The sequence below is a fragment of the Vibrio pomeroyi genome, from assembly GCF_024347595.1.
In the GTDB taxonomy this organism is placed as follows: domain Bacteria; phylum Pseudomonadota; class Gammaproteobacteria; order Enterobacterales; family Vibrionaceae; genus Vibrio; species Vibrio pomeroyi.
In genome coordinates, this window is the sequence record NZ_AP025506.1 from 1902035 (window position 1) to 1922631 (window position 20597).

Consider the following 20597-nt stretch of genomic DNA (forward strand, 5'->3'; position numbering starts at 1 on the left):
AAAATCCGAGAGATTTATAGCCTAGTTCCATACAGTAAAACAAAGACTTAAACAGAGCACCATTTAGTGTTTAAACTTTGCTCTATCAAACATTTATATGAATAAATTAAGTGATTGAGCAATCAAATGCTATGCATTCAGGCTTCTATTGTGAGTTAAAGTGTTAACATCAAGCAATTTTGTAAACTAGGTGTTTGATATGTTGCCTAAACTTTATAAGTTCAGATCGCTCCACGATAGAAACATACAGTCTATATCTGAGTGCTCGTTATGGTTTGATTACGCTAAAACCTTTAACAACCCTTTTGAATTCAATCTACTACGCGACACAAGACTTCAGAATAATTTCAAGGTTATGTGCTTCTCTCAATCGAATAACCACCCAATACTTTGGTCTCAATACGGCGACAATTTTAAAGGTATGTGTATCGAGTATGACCTCAATCACTATAACGGAGATCTGAACCTCAACTGCTTTAAGGTCCAATATGAAGATGATCCGAGCATATTCAGCTTAGAATCATTAGGTGAGTCAAGAACTGCAAAACTGGGAACGGACATATTCAAAGTTAAACATTCGAACTGGTGTTACGAAAAAGAATTTCGTTGGGTGTTGTCCGATGAAGAGATCATCGGAAATAAGTTGTATCTAAATAAAGAGTGTTTAAGCGCGGTTATCCTTTCAGAGCATGCCCCTGCAGACAGGAAGCTCAAGGTCCTGATGACATGTCAAAGCCTTGGAATCCCCGTTAAACAGGCTGTAGCCAAGCGAGATTCATGTACATTCGAAGTCGTCAGTTAGACTTAAACTATGTACTATGTACTATGTACTATGTACTATGTACTATGTACTATGTAAATCAGAGCACGTTAAAGTGACAGTGTAACAAAAGAGAGCCACACTTTCAATGCGGCTCTCTTCTCTTAACTACATAGTATTCGTCAACTTGCCCAACACTCGATCTTGCATTTTTTTGATCGTTGCCAAAGACATTTGAACGGTAGAAAACCAGTAAGGCCGGTGCTTGACGTTAAATAACTCGCTGTTATCTAAAGCTTCGAACATAGAGAACTTTCTTCCCTGGGCCAGAGCCGCGCCATAAATTGTTCTCTCAAGCACAGGAATGTCATTCACTTCCTCAAGAAGTGCCCTCTTAATAAATTGATTACTTGGGCTCCAATCTATGAATTCAACGAGCTTCTTAAGTAGTTTAAGTTCTAGCTGCTCTACCATGGACTCAAGAAACTGAGTGTTTGGAAGAATTTCAGTACAAGCATAATATTCATCATGCTTGTCACTTGCATCTCGGTATCCGATCATGGTTTTCACCAATGCATCTTCAAAAGTCGAAGAAAAATGGTTACAAATCAAAAATAAAGGTAGAACTCTCAAAACACCAAGTAGAATCCCTACATTGGGTTCTTTAACCGATGTTTCTTGAAGACGAATTCGTGTTGTATTGGAGGTAACGACTAAGTGTTGCCACACCTTTGGCGTGATGTGTTTGATGTTGCCATCGTTCCACTTAATCAATTGCTGGCTCATTAACAGAGGGAATAATAAGCGACAATTCTCAATGCCAATTTGGCGTGCTGCCACTTTAGGATCGAGAATAACTTTAGACTTCTTGCCGTACTTTTCAGTAAACTCACGGTTAGAAACAAACTCGATTAAACTTGAGCTCAGCGGTCTACTTTTCGCTGATATTTCATGGAGTTTAGAAAAGTTTAAAGACGGTGAATAGGCAACACTAGCGAACTGATTGTAGTCTGGTAATTCTGAAAACAGTGAACTGATTAAGGTTCCTTGCAACTTTTCTAACATTAGCGCCGACGCCGCATCGCTGACATCGTCAATCACATATCGCAATGTCTGTTGTTTAGCTGCCACCTTCTCGCGGCGTGCATTCACTCGGTCTTGTTCGCAACGTAATAAAATACGTTGATTATGAGAAATACGGTCGGCTTCATCGAAAATAACACTATCACAATATCTATTTTCTAAACTTAGCAGCGTATCAACCGTAGATTGCTCAAGCTTATATTGGGGTGATATTAACCACTTTGTAAAACGAGCCTCGACGTTGATCGAAACTTTCCTAGAGATTTCTATGACTTCAGGGGAATAACTTTTATTTGCTAACAACAACCGTGACTTTCCTTTGCCCTAAGCTTTCTTTTGTTGGCATATCCTGCCTTGATAATAAAACTAATATTAATAGAAATTAGAGATTGGTTCACGAAATTGTTTCAAGAAAATTAAGGACATTTAGTTATAGTGCATTATATCTGGTTAACCTGTAACTTGAATTCGAATGTACTTCTCTGGAAAACTGTATTTGAACTTTTTGTTCTTCGGTAAGTGCTTCTTTGCTTGTTTACAAACCTTACTATCTCCCGATGTCCTCACGTTTTTGATTCTTGTATAGCCCTTAGAGTGCTTCATCTCGATCATAAGGTCACAATAACCATTCATATCAACATGACTCTTATTTAGCCCTTTGATGACGGTGGTTTTGATCTTATTTGCAACTGGATTAGTTAATGAATCGTCGGACAATGCGGCGGTTGGGGATAAAAAACACAACAAGAATACAAGATATTTCATACTGTTCTCTCTTAGTAGAAGTTAAGAACAGTATGCTGGAGTTTAAGGTAGGTTGAGAATGAGCTTTGTATGACAGTTTACTACGTAAGACGTAGTGATCGACAATTACGCCTTCTTTGAACCTTTAGATTTAAAGCCATTATGCGGGAACACGTTACGAATACGCTGTTGAACGCTTTTAGGGACGTCTTTAGTAAATTTAAGATTGTAACCTGAGCGCTTCGCATACACTTTTAACTCACCTTTAAAAGCATTGTTATGACCAATCTCTTGAAGGTTATGCTTAAAGCTCGGTGGTAGATGACCTTTAACTTGCTCGATCGCGCCATCGTTGAATTTGATTTTTAGTACTGGTCTATCAATTGCGACTAACCAAAAAACCAACGCTGCACCAATTAAGATTACGTACATCATAATGTCACCATTACAGTTTATGATTATTTATCGTCAGAAAGGAGTTTACTCAGGTCTTCTTTGAGACTGGTCACTGTCTTGCTAGCTTGTTCACTGCGAGATGCTTCGCTTACTAAGTATTCGATGGCATCAGATAGCGTACAACCCAATTCGTTCGCTCTTTGGGAAAGTTTTTCCCATACACGATAATCAAGGTCGATTGATTTCTTCTTAGTGTGAACTTGTTCAGCATTGAAGTGACGTTTGCGCTTGGCTCTGATGGCTTGTTTAAGCTTGTTATCAAGCTCAGGAGACATGTTGTTAGATATCCACTCAAGAACGCCTGTCGGCTGGTGTTCGAGCTTCAATAAGGCTTGGATAGCAACATCAGCTTCACTTGAATCGATATGGCAGGTGATCGATTCACCTTCTTTCCATTTTTTGACCAGATAGTTCCATTTCCAACCACATTCCAAGTTTTCAAGTTGCTGATATTTCATGTCTAATCTCGAGAGTTAATCCTAGTGACAGCGTAACCCATAAAGGGCTATTTAACAATTATAGTCTTCAAAGAATAGACCAAGATCATACTTATATTAGCTTAGTGATTAGTAACTACAACATAGAGCTACAAGCGAGATCGGTTTTTCTATATACTCCCTACCTCATTATCATAATCAGAAATTTAAATGACTCAAGTAGATTGGCGACATGTTACGCCTCAGTACGACGAATATAGCGCTCAATTAGAGCAATTCCCTGACATCTCGCCTTTCCCGTTTTCAGACATTCAACATAGATTCAATGACGCGCTAACACGCTTTGTCCGCTTATCTAACCTTTCGCGTGTTTTACTCGTAAACGCTCCGGACAACTCGATCTATCGTCAAATGATTGTTGAATCTTTAGTTACTGCTTTAGACGACCACACTCTACCGGTTGTAAAAACTGAGTCTTTAAATGCTGCTTCTCTGTTTGACCAAGTTCAATCAAAAGACGGTAAAGTTATTGCGACAAAACCAGGCTTACTGGCTAGAGCAAACAATGGTTATCTGATCGTTTCAGCAAACTTGATTTTGGCAAATCCAGGAAGCTGGTTATTGCTGAAATCTGCGCTTCTTGGCGAAGCCGTAGAGCCAATCAACAGCAACCCTGAACACCTAAATCAATCCCCGACTTTACCCCTTACCTACAACATCAAATTGATTGTGGTTGGAGACCGAGCTCAATTAGGTGACCTTGATTATCTAGACAGCGATATTCAAACGGGCTTTTGTCTATTCAGTGAAATAGAGCAAGACGTTAAAATTTCAGAAGAAACTTTAGTTCAATACTTTGGATACCTTAAGTGGCTTCAAAAGCGCTATAACCTTCCAAATATTACGCAACAAGCGCTAACTGGAATTCTCACCGCTGGCGCAAGAGAAACTGAAGATCAAAGCTATATCCCGCTGTGCCCAATTTGGCACAATGCGCTACTCAACGAGGCTTTGATTGAGGCTGACAATGGTGAGATTGACATCCACCATATCCAACAGGCTCAGCAGCACAAATACAACCGTGAATCATACCTTCCAGAACGCGCCCTTGATGATATTCGAGATGGCCAAGTTATTATCGAAACTGAAGGTGAACAAGTTGGCCAAGTTAACGGTCTGACTGTCATCGATGTACCAGGACACCCGATATCGTATGGTGAACCTGCACGAATTTCATGTGTTATTCACTTTGGTGACGGTGATATTGCCGATGTGGAACGAAAAGCCGAACTTGGTGGTAACCTTCATGCGAAAGGTATGATGATCATGCAAGCATTCGTAAGTAGTGCACTGAACCTTGAAGATCCCCTGCCGTATGCTGCTTCAGTGGTGTTTGAACAATCGTACTGCGAAGTCGATGGCGATAGTGCTTCTCTCGCGGAGCTATGTTCTCTGGTGAGTGCTTTGTCTGAGTACCCAATCAATCAACAGATTGCAGTAACAGGCGCAGTGGACCAATTTGGTCGTGTCCAGGCTGTTGGCGGCCTTAACGAGAAAATTGAAGGCTTCTATCATGTATGTAAGCACCAAGGCTTAACAGGCGAACAAGGTGTGATCCTTCCAAGATCTAACCTTAAGCATCTTGCGTTAAAGCCTGACCTGATTGAAAGCATCAAAAATGAAGAATTTCACATTTGGTCTGTGTCTAATGTAGATGAAGCCATTCCTCTCATTATGAACAAGCCATTTAGAGACGACGAACAAGAAAGCGTTCTGAGCAAAATCGCGGAACGTATTGAAAACTTTGAAAGACATGAGCACCCTATTGGAATTGTTGGACGCATTAAAAACTGGTTTGTCTAGTACTGATCGGACTTGTTTAGCGTACACCTGTTCACTAATATGCACCTATCAAAAATCGGAGTAATTGATAATGCAAAACAAACGTGATTCTTACACTCGCGAAGAGCTTCTAGCATCAAGCCAAGGCGAACTATGGCCACAAGGCCCTCAACTACCAGCACCGAACATGTTGATGATGGACCGCATCACTAAAATGTCTGAAACTGAAGGTGACTACGGTAAAGGTTTAGTTCTTGCAGAGCTGGATATTACTCCTGACCTTTGGTTCTTCGACTGTCACTTCCCTGGTGACCCTGTAATGCCTGGTTGTCTAGGCCTTGATGCAATGTGGCAGCTTGTTGGCTTCTACCTTGGTTGGGTTGGCGGCGAAGGTAAAGGTCGTGCTCTAGGTGTTGGCGAGGTGAAATTCACAGGTCAAATCCTACCTACTGCAAAAAAAGTAACTTACGAGATCCACATGAAGCGTGTTGTTAACCGTCGCCTAGTGATGGGCCTTGCAGATGGTCGCGTACTGGTTGATGGTAAAGAGATCTATGTTGCTAAAGATTTGAAAGTTGGCCTTTTCCAAGATACGTCAGCATTCTAATTAAATATTAGATTTTTAATAAAGCAGCCCATGGCTGCTTTATTTTCACTTCAATATATTTAGTTATAGTGCGTTAGGGTGTGTTGCTAATTTAATAATAGAATTAATATCAGTCCACCAGCTATACCTACCTGGAGAACTCACTAAGAGCGACCAGACCCATTTCGAGTCCAACCCCTTCTTGCCTCTCAGAAACTAACAAGGCTCCAGTTGTTGAATCAACAATGGAGCCCTGACCTTGAATTCGTTGCGCCCTATCTATTTATAGAGACCTGCATTTCTATCATCTTTGGCGTCTCGCCAACCACCTAACCAATAAGACCGAGAATCCATTTGGCTATATGGGCAAGCTTCTTGCGACCTACCATTTAAACCAGCTTTGTAACCTTGAGATTGTGCTCGTTCTAGTCGATCACGCTTTTGTCTCTTCATAGTGCAGTCCTCATACGGGTGTTCCATTTACTAACATACAATGATTACAACTTTGCGGAGTTTTTGTGACTCCAACTTTAAGAATCGATCAATTTTTCACTTTTCTCAAGGTGAAAAAAAGCCCGAGTTCAGAATTGTGAACTCGGGCTCAAGAGATAAAATTATTTAAATTTTCTGCGGAACCCTAATAGACCAAGTACAGTCAAAGTTAACCAACCTAGGCTACCGCCTTGGCGATCAACTTTCTCTGTATCTGTACTACGCGTCTGGATATCAGCTTTGGTAGCACCAGAGATTGGAATTAGCTTAACTGCAACAACCTCTTCCACTGCGTTAGACGCTGCGCCGCCACAGTAAGAGTTATGTGCAGTTGTATCATACGCTTGAGTTGTTCCGCCTACTGTACATTTGATAGCAGTTGCAGAAATAACGCCCGCATCATTGATGTCAGAAGCATCAATAATTCGGAACTTGTTGCTATCTCCAGAAACGTTACCGTCATTTGTTAGATCATCTAACCACCATGCCTGGCCGTTAAAGATGTCAACACGACGTTCGTCGGTCGATGTTGAAACATTGTAAGGATAGATAAATCCACGATGTCTACGTTCACTACCATCAACCTCTCGAGTTGTTTCAGCGTCAATCTGACCAACAAACTCATTGAAGTTATTCACGGCTTTTGCCTCACCACTCGAACCACCAAAGAAGATACCACCAGATAAGTACGTTGCAGTTGGAGTTGCTGCAGACGCATCAGCCACTACAAAAATCTTGTTACCTGCGCTGCCGCTCTCTGGCACATAGCCATTACGCTTAGAGTAACCAACGACAAACAAGTTATCGTTGATGTCAGTCGCAACGGAGTTACTGTATCTAGCATCATCATTCGACGAACCTGAATTAACTTCAGCACCGCTAATAATTTTCGTTGTCCAAGTCGCTCCTGAAATATCTAATGAGTCACTAACAAAGACACTTGCATTCATGTCTTGTAAATCACCATTACCATTCACTGTATCGAAACCTACGCCGTATAACTTGCCGGAGTTTGCAGCGAGACCACGCATACTTCCTTGAGCGAAGTAATCACCAGTTTGTGGGATATCACCTTGTATCCATGTAAATTCGTGAACTTTTCCGTTCTTCCAAATGGCAGCTTTAGAACTAAATGTAGTATTTGACGTATCTGTCGCAGGTTGGTCTACCGAAATACTACCGAAGTTGTATGTCACATCAGTACCGGCGTTATCAACAGTTAGAGCACCCCAGGCACGAGATTCAGAAGATGCAGTAAGGGGAACCGTTGTCACTGCATTATAACGAATATCACTGCCGTTTGATTCAATACCGAGTGGCGATCCTGATTCATCCAGAGCAGTAATTGAAACGTTAAACGAACTGATAGAGCTACCACCTTCGCCGACAAAAGCCTTCGCATTCACATAGCTTAGGTCACTTTCTTTGCTCCAAGTAGCCCATCGATTATCTGCCCAACTTTCACAAGTAGAGTATCTCAACTCGCGATAACAATAGTTTTCGAAATCGTCACGCTCTTGAATGTATTGGAACGGAGCATCCATAGCAAACGGGACTTCTTCGCGATAACCGATACCATCAACAGCATTGCGAGTTTCACCAGCAAGTTTAAATGTACTGTCCGCACAATTAGTCGCTGCAGAGTCAAAACACCCTAATGCAAGGTCGTTCGTTCCATCGGTAGCAGCACCAGGTTGAATCGCTACACCAAAGATCTCAGACGCACCTGTAATCGAAGGAGTAACTTCAACTACCTTGTAAAGCGCAGCGTTGGCATTAGTTGCAGCAAAAACTAATGCTGCAACTGTTGTTAATTTAAATTTAGTACAAGTCATTATTACTTCTTAACTTTCCTGTTGTAGTGCCTCGAGCTCTTCCCAGCGCTCAAAAGCAACTTCAAGCTCCTGCTCTGCTGCAGATAGCTTATCTAATACTGGTTGTGTCTGCTCTACAGATTTTGAAAAGAAGCTTGGATCGTTGACTTCTTCCTGAAGAGTTTCAATTTGAGTTTCCAATTCTTCTAAACGCATTGGTAGCGCTTCTAGTTCTCGTTGTAGCTTATACGATAACTTCTTAGGTTTAGCCTTAACTGGCGCAGTTTTGGGAGTTTCCTCAACTACTTTCTCTGGCTTTGATGGCTTTTCAACCTGTCGGTACTCTAATGCCTGCTTTCTTTGCTGCTGAGCATCGTGATAGCCACCAACAAATTCTTCAATCACACCGTTACCTTCGAAGATCCAACTTGTCATAACCGTGTTATCAACAAACTGACGATCGTGACTCACTAAAAGAAGCGTACCCTGATAGTTGGCAAGCAAATCTTCTAAAAGTTCCAAAGTTTCGATATCTAGATCGTTGGTTGGCTCATCGAGAATCAACAAGTTGTTCGACTTAAGGAAAATACGCGCCAATAACAGACGGTTTTTCTCACCACCAGATAGTGCTTTAACAGGAGTACGAGCACGTTTAGGCGAGAACAAGAAGTCTTGTAAGTAGCTTAGTGCATGACGCTCACGGCCGCCGACAGTGACCTCTTGCTTACCATCCGCTAGGTTATCAATAACCGACTTCTCTGGGTCTAGGATTTCACGGTATTGGTCGAAGTAAGCGACCTCAAGCTTAGTACCGCAATGTAGACGGCCTGAGTCTGGCTTAAGTTGATCAAGCAGCAGTTTAAGTACCGTACTCTTACCGCAGCCATTCGGGCCAATCAGAGCAATACGATCGCCACGCATGATGTTGAAGCTAAAGTCTTTAACAATCTCTTTGCCTTCAAAGCCAAAGTTAAGGTTTTCTGCTTCAAATACAATCTTGCCAGAACGCTGACCATCATCGATTTGGATAACGGCTTTGCCCTGCACTTCACGACGGTTCAAACGTTCTTCACGTAACTTCTTAAGCGCACGAACACGGCCTTCGTTACGAGTACGACGAGCTTTGATGCCCTGACGAATCCAAACTTCCTCTTGAGCGAGCTTCTTATCGAATTCAGCGTTTTGCATTTCTTCTACACGAAGCGCTTCTTCTTTCTCAACAAGATAGTTTTCGTAATCACCCGGGAAAGAACTCAATTTACCGCGATCAAGATCGACAATACGTGTTGCCATCGATTTAATGAATGCACGGTCGTGTGAGATAAAGATGATTGAACCACGGAAGTCTTTCAGGAAGCCCTCTAACCATTCAATGGTCGCGACATCCAAGTGGTTAGTCGGTTCATCTAATAGAAGAACGTCAGGGTCACATACAAGCGCACGAGCAAGTGCTGCTTTACGTTGCCAACCACCGGACAAATCTGTCAGCTTGGTTTCAGCAGTCAACTTAAGTGCTGCCAATACGTTACTTACACGATCTTCAAAACGCCATGCATTAGCATGATCCAGTTGTTCTTGAACACGAGTAAGACGGTTTAAATTCTTTTCACTTGGGTCTATTGCGATGAGATCAAGAAGATCATGGTAGATCTTCAACTGTTCGCCGATTTCAGCAAGGCCACCAGCAACGTAGTCATAAACTGTACCTTGCTCATTACGCGGTGGATCTTGCTCAAGGCGAGACACAACCACGTCTTGAGTGATTTGCATCTTGCCGTCATCCATGATGATGTTTCCAGATAGGATTTTCATCAATGTCGACTTACCAGCGCCATTGCGCCCTACTAAACACACACGTTCGTTTTCTTGCAGCGCGAAGTCCGCACCATCTAATAATGGGTGATCGCCAAACGCTAATTGCCCATTATGAATTGTAAGTAATGCCATTCTTCTTTAACCAATCATTAAGTTCTAACAAGCCAAATGGCCAGTTAAGCTCTGAGCTTTGAGAAAGGTCAGAGCTTTCAAATTTGAGCACCGGAATAGTGACCCCGTAACGGGAAAAGAGCTCATCATCAAATGCGATGTCAACAACGTTGACGTGATGGCTAATGTCTAACTGTTCCGTGAGTTGGAATGCCATCTCACATAGATGGCACCCTTCTGTACTGTAGAGAGTCAGCACTATATATCCTTATACAATCTCTTAACTACTTATGCGTAATCAACCAGCAGTTATGAATGTGCTTGTTGCGAGAGAAGTCCAATGGGAGTGTCTTAGCTGAGATGTTCTGAGCCTTAAGACCTAACTCATCGAGAGCTTCCAAGTTCATTTTGAAGTGACGCTTATTGTTAGAGAACACAATCGTGCCTTCTTCACGAAGAAGACGCTTCAGGTTTTCCATCAACTGAATATGATCACGTTGAACATCGAAAGATTGATCCATACGTTTAGAGTTTGAGAACGTAGGTGGATCAATAAAGATCAGGTCGTAAGAGCCCTGCTCTTTAGCCAACCATTGTAGACAGTCAGCTTGAACAAATTGATGCTTACGACCAACACGACCGTTAAGCTCCATGTTCTCTTTCGCCCACTCTAGGTAGGTATTAGACATATCAACAGTAGTTGTAGAACGAGCGCCACCCACTGCAGCATGTACAGACGCGCTACCAGTGTAAGCAAACAAGTTTAGGAAATCCTTACCTGCGGCCATCTCACCGATGCGACGACGAGTGATCTTATGATCTAGGAACAAGCCGGTATCTAGGTAATCGTGAAGGTTAACAATCAGCTTCACGCCGTATTCGTTCACTTCTAGGTTCGATGAGTCTTGAGCCAGTTTCTGGTATTGAGAGCGACCCTTCTGCTTCTGACGAACTTTAAGCACAACGTTGTTTGCTTCAACGCCTGTTACTTGAATAGAAGCACGGATGATATCGGTTAAGCGACGTTTTGCCTTCTCTTCCGGCACATCTTTAGGCGCTGCATATTCTTGAATCACAAGGTGACCTGGGTATACATCAATCGCTACATTGTATTCAGGTAAGTCAGCATCGTAGATACGGTAACAATCTAATTGCTCTTTCTTAGCCCACTTACCAATTTTGCCGATGTTCTTTTTAAGACGGTTCGCGAAATCAGGTGCAATCAATTGTTCTTGGTCGCCTGCTGGACGCTCTGACATCGGACGATCTGAAATTGAGTAGTTCTTCTGGTGACACGGTAACGCACCGTTGTTCAATTTGAACTGTTTGTCTGCACGCATGCGTAAGCAACTTAGTAGCTCGTCTGAGCTAGAGAAGATAGATGCGTTGCAACCACCAAATTCAGCTTTAAGCTGTGCACCGAATGCGGTGTAAAGTGCAATTAGGCCAGGCTCTGTACCCAGACGCTCACCATAAGGTGGGTTAGAAACAATCACACCATCAGTAAATTCTGTAGGACGTTTAAGTTTTGCTGCATCATCTACTTCGAATTCAATCAAATCTTCTACACCAGCACGACGAGCATTATCGCGCGCTGTTTTGATCATGCGTTCATCGTTGTCGTAACCATAGAACTTACATTCTACTTTCTTAACGCCACGACGGCCTTGAACATTCGCTTCAGCTTTTACTTCCGCCCAAAGCTCAGGCTCGAAATCTTCTAGTGATTCAAAACACCACTTCTGACGTTTAACACCCGGCGCTAGGTTTGCGGCCATCATTGCAGCTTCAATTACTAACGTACCTGAACCACACATAGGATCTAAGAAAGGTTTCGTTGCATCCCAACCACTACGAAGAAGGATTGCAGCAGCTAGTGTTTCACGCAACGGAGCACGACCTGATTCTGGACGGTAACCACGTTGGTGAAGACCGCTACCTACCATATCAACACCAAGAATCGCTTTATCACGGTGTAGACGAACGTGAATACGAACATCTGGGTTCTCTTTGCTGATAGAAGGACGTGGCAAAGACTTCTTCTCGAAGCAATCAACAACAGCATCTTTTACTTTCATCGCACCGTATTGGCTGTTGCGGATTTCGTTGTTCGTACCATTGAAGTCAACAACAAAACGCTTAGAGCTGTGGAATTGGTTTACCCAGTTAACCGCAGTGGTTGATAGGTACAAATCCATGTCGTCCATACAAGTGAATTCAGAAAGGACACGTACAAATCGAGAAGCCAAACGGCTCCACAAACAACAACGATAAATTTGCTCATTGGTCGCTTTGAATTTAACACCTGCTTGAACAGGTTTTGCGTTTGTAATCCCTAGTTGGGTTAGTTCTTCAACTAATAAATTCTCAAGGCCGTTTGAGGTAACCGCTAGATATTGATTCATAGTGTTCTTTTATTGATAAAAATGAGCTCGATTATACCTGAATTTGTAACTAGAGCATCACACTAAACGCGTCTTTTCATTGAATCTTTCGACTAACTGGCTAGCAAATGCACAGTCTTGAAGCGATCGCTTACCCACATCCCCTTAGAACATAAGACCTATCAAACCGACTCCATTTCTGACCGCCTATTAACCAAAGTAGCAAAGTGAATTTATATTCACCCCAAAATTGGTATATACCAAGCTCAGTTTACGGGTGAAATTTAGTTACAAAAGACCAGAAACAGGGAATAAAGACGGTAGATTTACTCTTCTGGCGATGAAAACGGGCAGAAATTAAGGTGAAAAAATAGTCGTAAGTTCACTATTTAAATAGTTAAGCAGTGATGTATTTATCAGGATGAAGTTTTTTAGACACAAAAAAATCGGCTATTAAGCCGATTCTGAGGAAGGTTTATACGTTTGTATGCTGCGATGCGTGGTAGAAATGATGTGCTAGATTGTAGGTTAACCCACCATCGCGATGTGCGTCTGATGAAGGATAGCGTTCGCGTCTATCATTCTATCGTGCATCACCTTAATTGAGTCTCCAAATCGAAGCCCTTTTGAAGGCGTTAACAGGAACTCTTCTAGGTCGACAAATGCGCATAGGCTCGCACACTCTCCCACTTCTAATACAATGAAATACCCTAAGCTATGCTCATTATTCATTTGTACAATATCCCCTTCTTGAGGATATTCATGACCTGTACCTTGTGAGTCGAAGAACCAACTCTTAGGCTGTACAGGCTTATGGAAGCGCTTTGCTGCCACACAATAGAGTGCCAATTCAGCTTGGCGAGGCTCAGACAGTTCTAAGCCAGAAATTTGTTCTTTGAAGGTTTGGTATGAAGATGCGTCATCAACGGTGAATTCATTATCTCGAAACGCGCAGTCCACCAGCTTATTGCGGACCAGATTCGTTTTGAAAATCATATCCTCTCCGAGGTTTAGCATTAATGAACATTGCTGCTCATCGTAATACCAACTCCATGTATCGCTAGGTTTAAGCATCATTTCGTCTCACACTGTTGAACCATTCCATTAGGTAAAACGCAAAATTACCTTCAATTACAGTAATTTTACTGAGCAATAGGCAAAAAAAAAGAGGAAATGAATTCCTCTTTTTTGTCGCTTTTCTCTACAACTCAGTGAGTTACAGTGTCTCTTTTATTAAGACGATGCCAGATTGTCGCTTTTCAGAAATAAAAGCGTCTTGCCGCTTAAAGATTTTTAACGATGTCGCCTACAAGGCCTGGACCTTTGTAAATGAAACCAGAGTAAACTTGTACAAGCTTAGCGCCTGCCATCATTTTCTCTTTTGCAGCAACATACGAATCAACACCACCTACCCCGATGATCGGCAGTTGGTCACCAAGCTCTTGATAAAGTTTACGAACAACTTCAGTACTGCGAGATTGAACTGGACGTCCGCTTAGACCACCCGCTTCGTCGCAATGCTTCATTCCTTCAACGATTGAACGATCCAATGTTGTGTTTGTTGCGATCACACCATCGATCTTATTTTTGATCAATGATTCACAAATTTGGCTGATTTCATCGTCACTTAGATCCGGAGCAATCTTAAGAGCAAGAGGAACATATTTACCATGCTTCTCTTCTAGTTCAGATTGTTTCGTTTTCAGTTCAGACAATAGATCGTCTAGTGCTTCGCCATATTGAAGAGAACGAAGCCCTGGAGTGTTTGGTGAAGAGATGTTCACAGCAATGTAACCAGCGTATTGATATACCTTCTCCATACAGATCAAGTAATCTTCAGCGCCCTTTTCAATTGGTGTGTCTTTGTTCTTACCGATGTTGATGCCTAAGATGCCGTCGTAGTTCGACTTCTTAACATTCTCAACAAGGTTATCAACGCCGAGGTTATTAAAGCCCATGCGGTTGATGATGCCTTCAGCTTCAACAAGACGGAACAAACGAGGTTTGTCGTTACCCGCTTGCGGACGAGGAGTAACAGTCCCTACTTCTACGAAACCAAAACCCATTGCGCCAAATGCATCGATACATTCGCCGTTTTTATCTAAGCCAGCCGCAAGGCCAACTGGGTTTTTAAAAGTAAGACCCATGCACTCTACAGGTCGGTGAGGTAATTGTTGGCGATACAAAAGATCAATAGGTGTACCTGTGAAGCGTTTGAAATTTTGAATTGCAAGATCATGTGCCTTTTCGGCATCAAGTTGGAAAAAGCCAGTTCTGGCTAGACGGTAAAGCATTGTGCCTCCGATAGAAAAAAGCCCCGTGTAAACGGGGCGATATTATTTACTTATTTACCCAACTATTCAATCTATTACTGACTGTAAGGGTAAGATAATCGAGTTTGCTAACGAATGAGGTTCATTATTAAGCAAACGTTACCGTTTCAAGCCCAGATTATCTTTTAGGAATGTTCCTTATACCTGTTCTGCCATCAGCTCACTGATACTGTGATACTTGTACGAATAGTTAATTTATCGAGAACTGTTTAACCAAACGAAAAAGGCAGACCTAATGGCCTGCCCTTATAGTTTTTCGTTTCTATCTAACTATTAGTCTTTCGACATACAGTTTAGATTCAGTAACATCAACTCACGTAACGCCACTGAGAACTTAGCAAACTCATGAACAGAACCCACTTTGAATTCGTTCAAGATGCTTTCCCAACGATGTAGAGAAACTGAGTTGCTTTCCATCCAGTCGTCCAATGCTTTAATAACATCTAAGTCTGAACCACAACCACAGTTAAGAACTTGGCCAGTTAACTGACGTTGCTGCCAATCCAGATCTTCTCTGAATGCAGCACGTGCCAGCGCTTGCCAGTTGTTGTCTACCGCTTGGCCATTGATTTGCTTCAAGAACCAGTGCAGAGACAAACGGTCGCCAAGGTTGAAGTAAAGCTTAGACGCTTGCTGTACTGTTTTACCCGTTTCACGAGCCACTGTGGATATATCCAGTGCTGAGTACAAGCTAGACAAACGAGCCACTGAATTCGCCAGTTCTGCTGTTACACCCTGGTCAATCCATACCTGAGCCATTGCTTGATGCTCTTCTACTTCTGAAGCTACTAGGTTTTCATCCAACTTCTCAGTAATAGCAACCACATCACCTTGGTATAGCTCAATCAACGCGTTGACTGATTGTTTGCCAGTACGGTTTCTTAGCAACCAACGCGCTAGACGACGCAATGTGCGGCGCACGTGGTAAAGCAACTCGTATTGAGCTTCAGAACTTGAGATATTGTCCAGTTCACGAATGCTCTTAAGCACTTTGCCCAAGCCGTAGATCTCACGAGATGCCGCGTAAGCATTCGCAATATCAACAATGTTTGCGCCCGTCTCTTCTTGCAAACGAGTCACAAAGTTACAGCCCATCTCGTTAACCATTTGGTTTGCAAGGGCTGTCGCAATGATCTCAGCACGCAGTGGATGGTTATCCATGTGTTGAGAATAGTTACGGCGTAACTCGGTTGGGAAGTATTGCATTAACTGTTGAGCATGGAACTCATCATTCGCAATATCATCACTCACAAGATCTTCTTTCAGTACCATTTTGCCGTAAGCGATCAATACTGATAGTTCAGGTCTTGTTAGTGCTTGGCCTTGCTTCTCACGTTCTAGAAGCGTTTCGTCATCTGGGATGTATTCCAAACCACGATCCAAGTACCCTGCTTTCTCCATTGTGTGGATGAAGCGGATTTGCTCTTTCACTAAGCCAACACCTTGATGCTCAGTAACAGAGATAGACTCAGCTTGGCAGTACGCATCATCTAATACGATTTCGCCAACTTCGTCTTCCATTGACTCAAGCACTTGGTTACGTTGCTTAACAGTAAGATCACCGTTCGATACTAAGCCATTCAAGAAGATCTTAATGTTTACTTCGTTATCCGAACAGTCAACACCACCAACGTTATCAACGAAATCGGTATTAACTCGACCGCCAGTAAGAGCGTATTCGATACGACCCAGTTGAGTCATACCTAAGTTACCGCCTTCACCAACTACCTTAGCTTTCAGGTCACGGCCATCGATACGTAGAACGTCATTTGCACGGTCACCCACATCAGTATGAGTCTCGTTTGAAGACTTAACGTAAGTACCGATACCGCCATTCCAAAGTAGATCAACTTGCATAGACAAGATCGCTTTGATCAAGTCATTCGGCGCCATTGATGCTTTCTTGGTACCCAGCATTTTCTGAATTTCAGGCGTTAGAGAGATAGACTTCGCTCGACGAGAGAAGATGCCACCACCTTGAGAAATCAGTTCTTTATTGTAATCTTCCCAGCTTGAGCGAGGCAGATTAAACAGACGATCACGCTCTACCCAGCTTGAAGCTGAATCTGGATTCGGGTCAATGAAGATGTGCATGTGGTTAAACGCAGCTTGCATACGAATGTGCTTAGATAGCAGCATACCATTACCAAACACATCACCCGCCATATCACCGACACCGATCGCAGTGAAATCTGTCGTTTGGCAGTTGATACCCATTTCACGGAAGTGACGCTTAACCGATTCCCAGCCACCTTTTGCGGTGATACCCATCGCTTTGTGGTCGTAACCGTTAGAGCCACCCGATGCAAATGCATCACCTAGCCAGAAGTTGTATTCATCAGATACAGAGTTAGCTAGATCTGAGAATGTCGCGGTACCTTTATCAGCTGCAACAACCAAGTATGGATCATCTTCATCGTGACGAACAACGCTCTTAGGTGGGATAACCTCACCTTCGATGATGTTGTCTGATACATCTAGTAGTGCACGGATGAAACGCTTGTAACAACGTTGACCTTCCGCGAAAATCTCATCACGACCAGACATCATGTGTTGACGCTTACAAACGAAACCACCTTTAGCACCAACAGGAACAATCACTGTGTTCTTAACTTGTTGTGCTTTAACTAGGCCTAGAATCTCAGTACGGAAATCCTCTTGACGGTCAGACCAACGTAAACCACCACGTGCTACTTTACCGCCACGTAGATGCACACCTTCAATGTCTGGTGCGTAAACGAAGATTTCAAATGCAGGAACCGGCGCCGGGATATCTGGAATCTCGCTTGGTCTCATTTTCAGAGCCAGCCAAGGTTTAGACTGCTTGTTCTCATCTACTTGGTAGTAGTTAGTACGAAGCGTTGCAGTGATCATTTCCATGTAGCGACGAATGATACGATCATCATCCAAGCTTTCTACATGATCCAACTGTTCAGTGATCTTCTTAATAAGATCTTGTTGGCCTTTCGCGCTGCCCTTCAGTTTAGGGTCAAAACGCTTACCGAATAAGCTCACTAACCCTTTTGCTAAATCTGGGTAATGAGACAATGTGTCTTCAATGTATTGTTGGCTGAATGGGAAACCCACTTGACGCATGTAACGAGCATAAGCACGTAAGATTGAGATTTCACGGCCTGAAAGACCAGCGCCCAACACCAAACGGTTGAAACCATCGCTGTCTAACTCACCCGCCCAAATTGCTGCAAAGGCTTGTTGGAAAAGATCACGAGCTTCACGAAGATCAATGGTCTTGTCGCTCTTGTGCAGCATAGAGAAATCAAGGATCCAATATGTCACACCGTTGGTTTTACGCACTTCATAAGGTGATTCACCGATAACGCGCAGGCCAAAGTTTTCAAGCATTGGCATTACATCAGAAAGGTGAATTGGCTCATCACTGTGATAGAACAACTTCAAACGAACGGCTTTAGAGTCTGCCGCTTCTTCTTGCGGACGGTAGAAAAGCATACCCAGTTTGTTGTCTTCGCTCAGTGCTTCTAAACGCTCGATGTCCGCTACCGCAGAACCTGGCATCATGTCTTCTTTGTACGAACGTGGGAATGCACGCATGTACTCTTTCGACAACGGAAGCCCTTTGCTCTCACCGAAGTTTGCAATGATTGATTCAGACAGGCGGTCATCCCACGTAGACGATACTTCCATTAAATTTTGCTCAATTGTTTTCACGTCCACATCCATGTTGTTGTTATCAACACGAACAATATAGTGCGTTCTCGCCAGTGGGCTTTCAGAGAAGTACGTTGTAAATTCAACCTCTTCTTCACAACCAAAGTACTGCTTCAAGATGCGTTGTGTTTGACGGCGAAGTTCAGTGTTGTAACGATCTTTTGTTACGTAAACCATACAGCTGAAGAAACGGCCAAACGGGTCTTTGCGAACGAACAGACGCAGAAGATCACGATCTTGCATCTGTACGACACCCGTACCCACTTCAAGCAGTTCTTCTTCTCGAGCTTGAAGCAGTTCATCACGTGGATAGTTTTCAAGAATGTTGTGCAGAGCTTTGTAAGAGTATGAACCCTCACGATAACCACTCGCGTTTAAGATACGCTCTACTTTCTCACGAACTAGAGGAATCGTTTCAACGGTTTGGTTATAAACAGCAGAAGTGTAAAGACCAGTGAAACGGTGCTCACCAATTACCTTGCCGTTCTTATCGAATTTCTTAATACCGATGTAGTCATTGTAAGCTGGGCGGTGAATGCGTGAAGCCGTGTTGCCCTTCGTTACGATAAGTACATACGGTTTTTTCGCTTCTAAACGTGCCGAGTCAGAAAACTCTGAAAGTTTAACGTTGCGTACACGATCTGAATTTGCGAACAAACCAAGGCCTTGCTCCTTAGTCGGTTGCAGTTCAGTGTCACCATTTACAGAAACAAGGTCGTATTCCTTGTAACCCATAAACGTAAAGTTGTGCTCGCCTAACCAACGAAGGAAAGCCAGCGTTTCATCGAAGCGTTGAGCGTCTACCGGAATTGTCTCTTTTTGCTTTTCAACTTGGTTGGTGACTTCTTTCAGTCTTTCAACCATTTTTAGCCAGTCGTTAACAACAAGGCCAGTATCAGTAAAGATATCCAGCAGTTCTGTTTTAAGTGCTGTCATCTCGGCTTTGCTGCTAAGACGGTCAACCTCAATATGGAAAAGCGACTGGAACACACCCTCATCGTTACTCACACCGACAACACTTCCTGAGTCAGAACGAGAAATTTGAGTTGGGTTGTGGAGCATAAGGTGAGAAGAGAGGTCGAGGCGAGTTAATGCCATTTTTACAGAATCAACGAGGAATGGGCTATCTGGTACCACTATCTCAACGATAGTGTGAGTAGACTGCCAGCCTTGGCGACTTACTGTCGGGTTAAAAACACGAACAGAAATTTCGTCGGCTTTCTTTTCATTGATGTGATGCCATAAGCTAACTACAGCACCGTATAAATCGGATTCGTTTCTCTGAGTTAGGTCGTCGTGAGAAACATTACTAAACAAGTGTTGAGCAAGTTGAGTTACGAGAGGTCGATGAGCAAGGTCAAGTTTGTCTTGAATCAGCTTGTAAACTTTTTCAAGTAAAACTGGAACCACAGTTTCACGTGCGGTCATAGTCACACTCCACAATTAGAATTATATTTTATTATTAGGGGGATCACTTAATCTGGTGTTTGAATCGTGCCGTTGAGCGCTTTTCTACTAACGAGTTAAGCAAAGGTAATGCATTCATTTATTGTAAAAGCATTATTGAGAAATGGTTAATTGTTTTGGAGGTGGTAAGAGGTGAAATGTTTGATTATGTGATTAAGATTCCTTTTAACTCACTAGGCACGCCAAGGTTTACAGAGCTTCCAACTTAATAAACTTATTTTTTTGGTCAGTTGTCAGTCTAAACTGCCCTCTAACCCCTATTTGTGTAAGAAATGGTCTGAACCGAGTTGCAGGTAACTGTAAACGTAATCCAGTTGTTGTTATCACTTGAACTTTACTTGCGGCACCAGAATAACTGGCCAAAAACTGCTGATATGAGATGTTAAGTTGGAAAATATAGTGGTTCATACGATACCTGTATAAATATACAGTGCCGGTATTTTTTGGCACTTAACGATGTTTGACTGTAAAACTGAGCTTGAAAACCTCTCTAGCCTATCGAAAATTCGATGAACCAGAAACAAAAAATCAGTGGCAGATATTCTCTACCACTGATGACTTTTCTTTATAAGTAAACAGCTTATAA

General features: G+C 42.6%; 16 protein-coding genes. 3 read left to right on the forward strand and 13 right to left on the reverse strand.

The window, feature by feature from the left end; all coding sequences use genetic code 11:
- Positions 1–199: 199 nt before the first annotated feature.
- Positions 200–802: a DUF2971 domain-containing protein gene (locus OCV12_RS24910; protein WP_176681151.1), complete on the forward strand. Its 603-nt coding sequence runs from the start codon at positions 200–202 to the stop codon at positions 800–802.
- Positions 803–928: 126 nt separating this feature from the next.
- On the opposite strand, the gene OCV12_RS08660 is transcribed toward OCV12_RS24910, so the two are convergent.
- The 4 genes from OCV12_RS08660 to matP form a co-directional block, all read right to left on the reverse strand.
- On the reverse strand, positions 929–2149 hold the full coding sequence (locus tag OCV12_RS08660) for a hypothetical protein (RefSeq protein WP_261884398.1): 1221 nt from the start codon (positions 2147–2149) through the stop codon (positions 929–931).
- Between the two features lie 144 nt (positions 2150–2293).
- Entirely contained in the window at positions 2294–2608 is a 315-nt protein-coding gene (locus OCV12_RS08665) for a hypothetical protein (protein WP_261884399.1), read from the reverse strand.
- Between the two features lie 105 nt (positions 2609–2713).
- Positions 2714–3022 carry a DUF3634 family protein gene (locus OCV12_RS08670; protein WP_261884400.1) on the reverse strand — a complete coding sequence of 103 codons (309 nt, stop codon included), beginning with the start codon at positions 3020–3022 and terminating at the stop codon, positions 2714–2716.
- A gap of 23 nt (positions 3023–3045) precedes the next feature.
- Positions 3046–3501, reverse strand: coding sequence for a macrodomain Ter protein MatP (gene matP, locus OCV12_RS08675; protein ID WP_017630014.1), 456 nt, complete (start codon positions 3499–3501; stop codon positions 3046–3048).
- Between the two features lie 189 nt (positions 3502–3690).
- Here matP and OCV12_RS08680 point away from each other — a divergent pair, with 189 nt between their 5' ends.
- A complete protein-coding gene (locus OCV12_RS08680; protein WP_261884401.1) occupies positions 3691–5343 on the forward strand; it encodes a Lon protease family protein in 1653 nt (550 codons plus the stop codon).
- Between the two features lie 70 nt (positions 5344–5413).
- Complete coding sequence (gene fabA, locus OCV12_RS08685; RefSeq protein ID WP_017059675.1) at positions 5414–5929, forward strand: bifunctional 3-hydroxydecanoyl-ACP dehydratase/trans-2-decenoyl-ACP isomerase; 516 nt, start codon at positions 5414–5416, stop codon at positions 5927–5929.
- Positions 5930–6187: 258 nt separating this feature from the next.
- On the opposite strand, the gene rmf is transcribed toward fabA, so the two are convergent.
- From rmf to OCV12_RS08730, 9 genes are all read right to left on the reverse strand, one after another.
- On the reverse strand, positions 6188–6361 hold the full coding sequence (gene rmf / locus OCV12_RS08690) for a ribosome modulation factor (RefSeq protein ID WP_010440780.1): 174 nt from the start codon (positions 6359–6361) through the stop codon (positions 6188–6190).
- 161 nt (positions 6362–6522) lie between these two features.
- Positions 6523–8235, reverse strand: a complete 1713-nt coding sequence (locus OCV12_RS08695; protein ID WP_261884402.1) for a DUF3466 family protein — start codon at positions 8233–8235, stop codon at positions 6523–6525.
- A 9-nt stretch (positions 8236–8244) separates the two neighbouring features.
- Positions 8245–10161 carry an ABC transporter ATP-binding protein gene (locus tag OCV12_RS08700; RefSeq protein WP_261884403.1) on the reverse strand — a complete coding sequence of 639 codons (1917 nt, stop codon included), beginning with the start codon at positions 10159–10161 and terminating at the stop codon, positions 8245–8247.
- The gene (locus OCV12_RS08705; protein ID WP_261885946.1) at positions 10139–10357 is read right to left on the reverse strand and encodes a glutaredoxin family protein; all 219 of its coding nucleotides are present in this window, start codon (positions 10355–10357) and stop codon (positions 10139–10141) included. The genes OCV12_RS08700 and OCV12_RS08705 overlap by 23 nt, the downstream gene beginning before the upstream one ends.
- 67 nt (positions 10358–10424) lie before the next feature.
- Complete coding sequence (gene rlmKL, locus OCV12_RS08710) at positions 10425–12545, reverse strand: bifunctional 23S rRNA (guanine(2069)-N(7))-methyltransferase RlmK/23S rRNA (guanine(2445)-N(2))-methyltransferase RlmL (protein WP_261884404.1); 2121 nt, start codon at positions 12543–12545, stop codon at positions 10425–10427.
- 507 nt (positions 12546–13052) lie between these two features.
- Complete coding sequence (locus OCV12_RS08715) at positions 13053–13601, reverse strand: cell division protein ZapC (protein WP_050642973.1); 549 nt, start codon at positions 13599–13601, stop codon at positions 13053–13055.
- A gap of 206 nt (positions 13602–13807) precedes the next feature.
- Positions 13808–14818 (reverse strand): quinone-dependent dihydroorotate dehydrogenase, encoded by a 1011-nt coding sequence (pyrD, locus tag OCV12_RS08720; RefSeq protein WP_123301690.1) that lies wholly within the window; start codon positions 14816–14818, stop codon positions 13808–13810.
- A gap of 312 nt (positions 14819–15130) precedes the next feature.
- Positions 15131–19972, reverse strand: a complete 4842-nt coding sequence (locus OCV12_RS08725; protein WP_261884405.1) for an NAD-glutamate dehydrogenase — start codon at positions 19970–19972, stop codon at positions 15131–15133.
- Between the two features lie 228 nt (positions 19973–20200).
- Positions 20201–20419, reverse strand: a complete 219-nt coding sequence (locus OCV12_RS08730; protein ID WP_086711486.1) for a DUF2835 domain-containing protein — start codon at positions 20417–20419, stop codon at positions 20201–20203.
- Positions 20420–20597 lie beyond the last annotated feature (178 nt).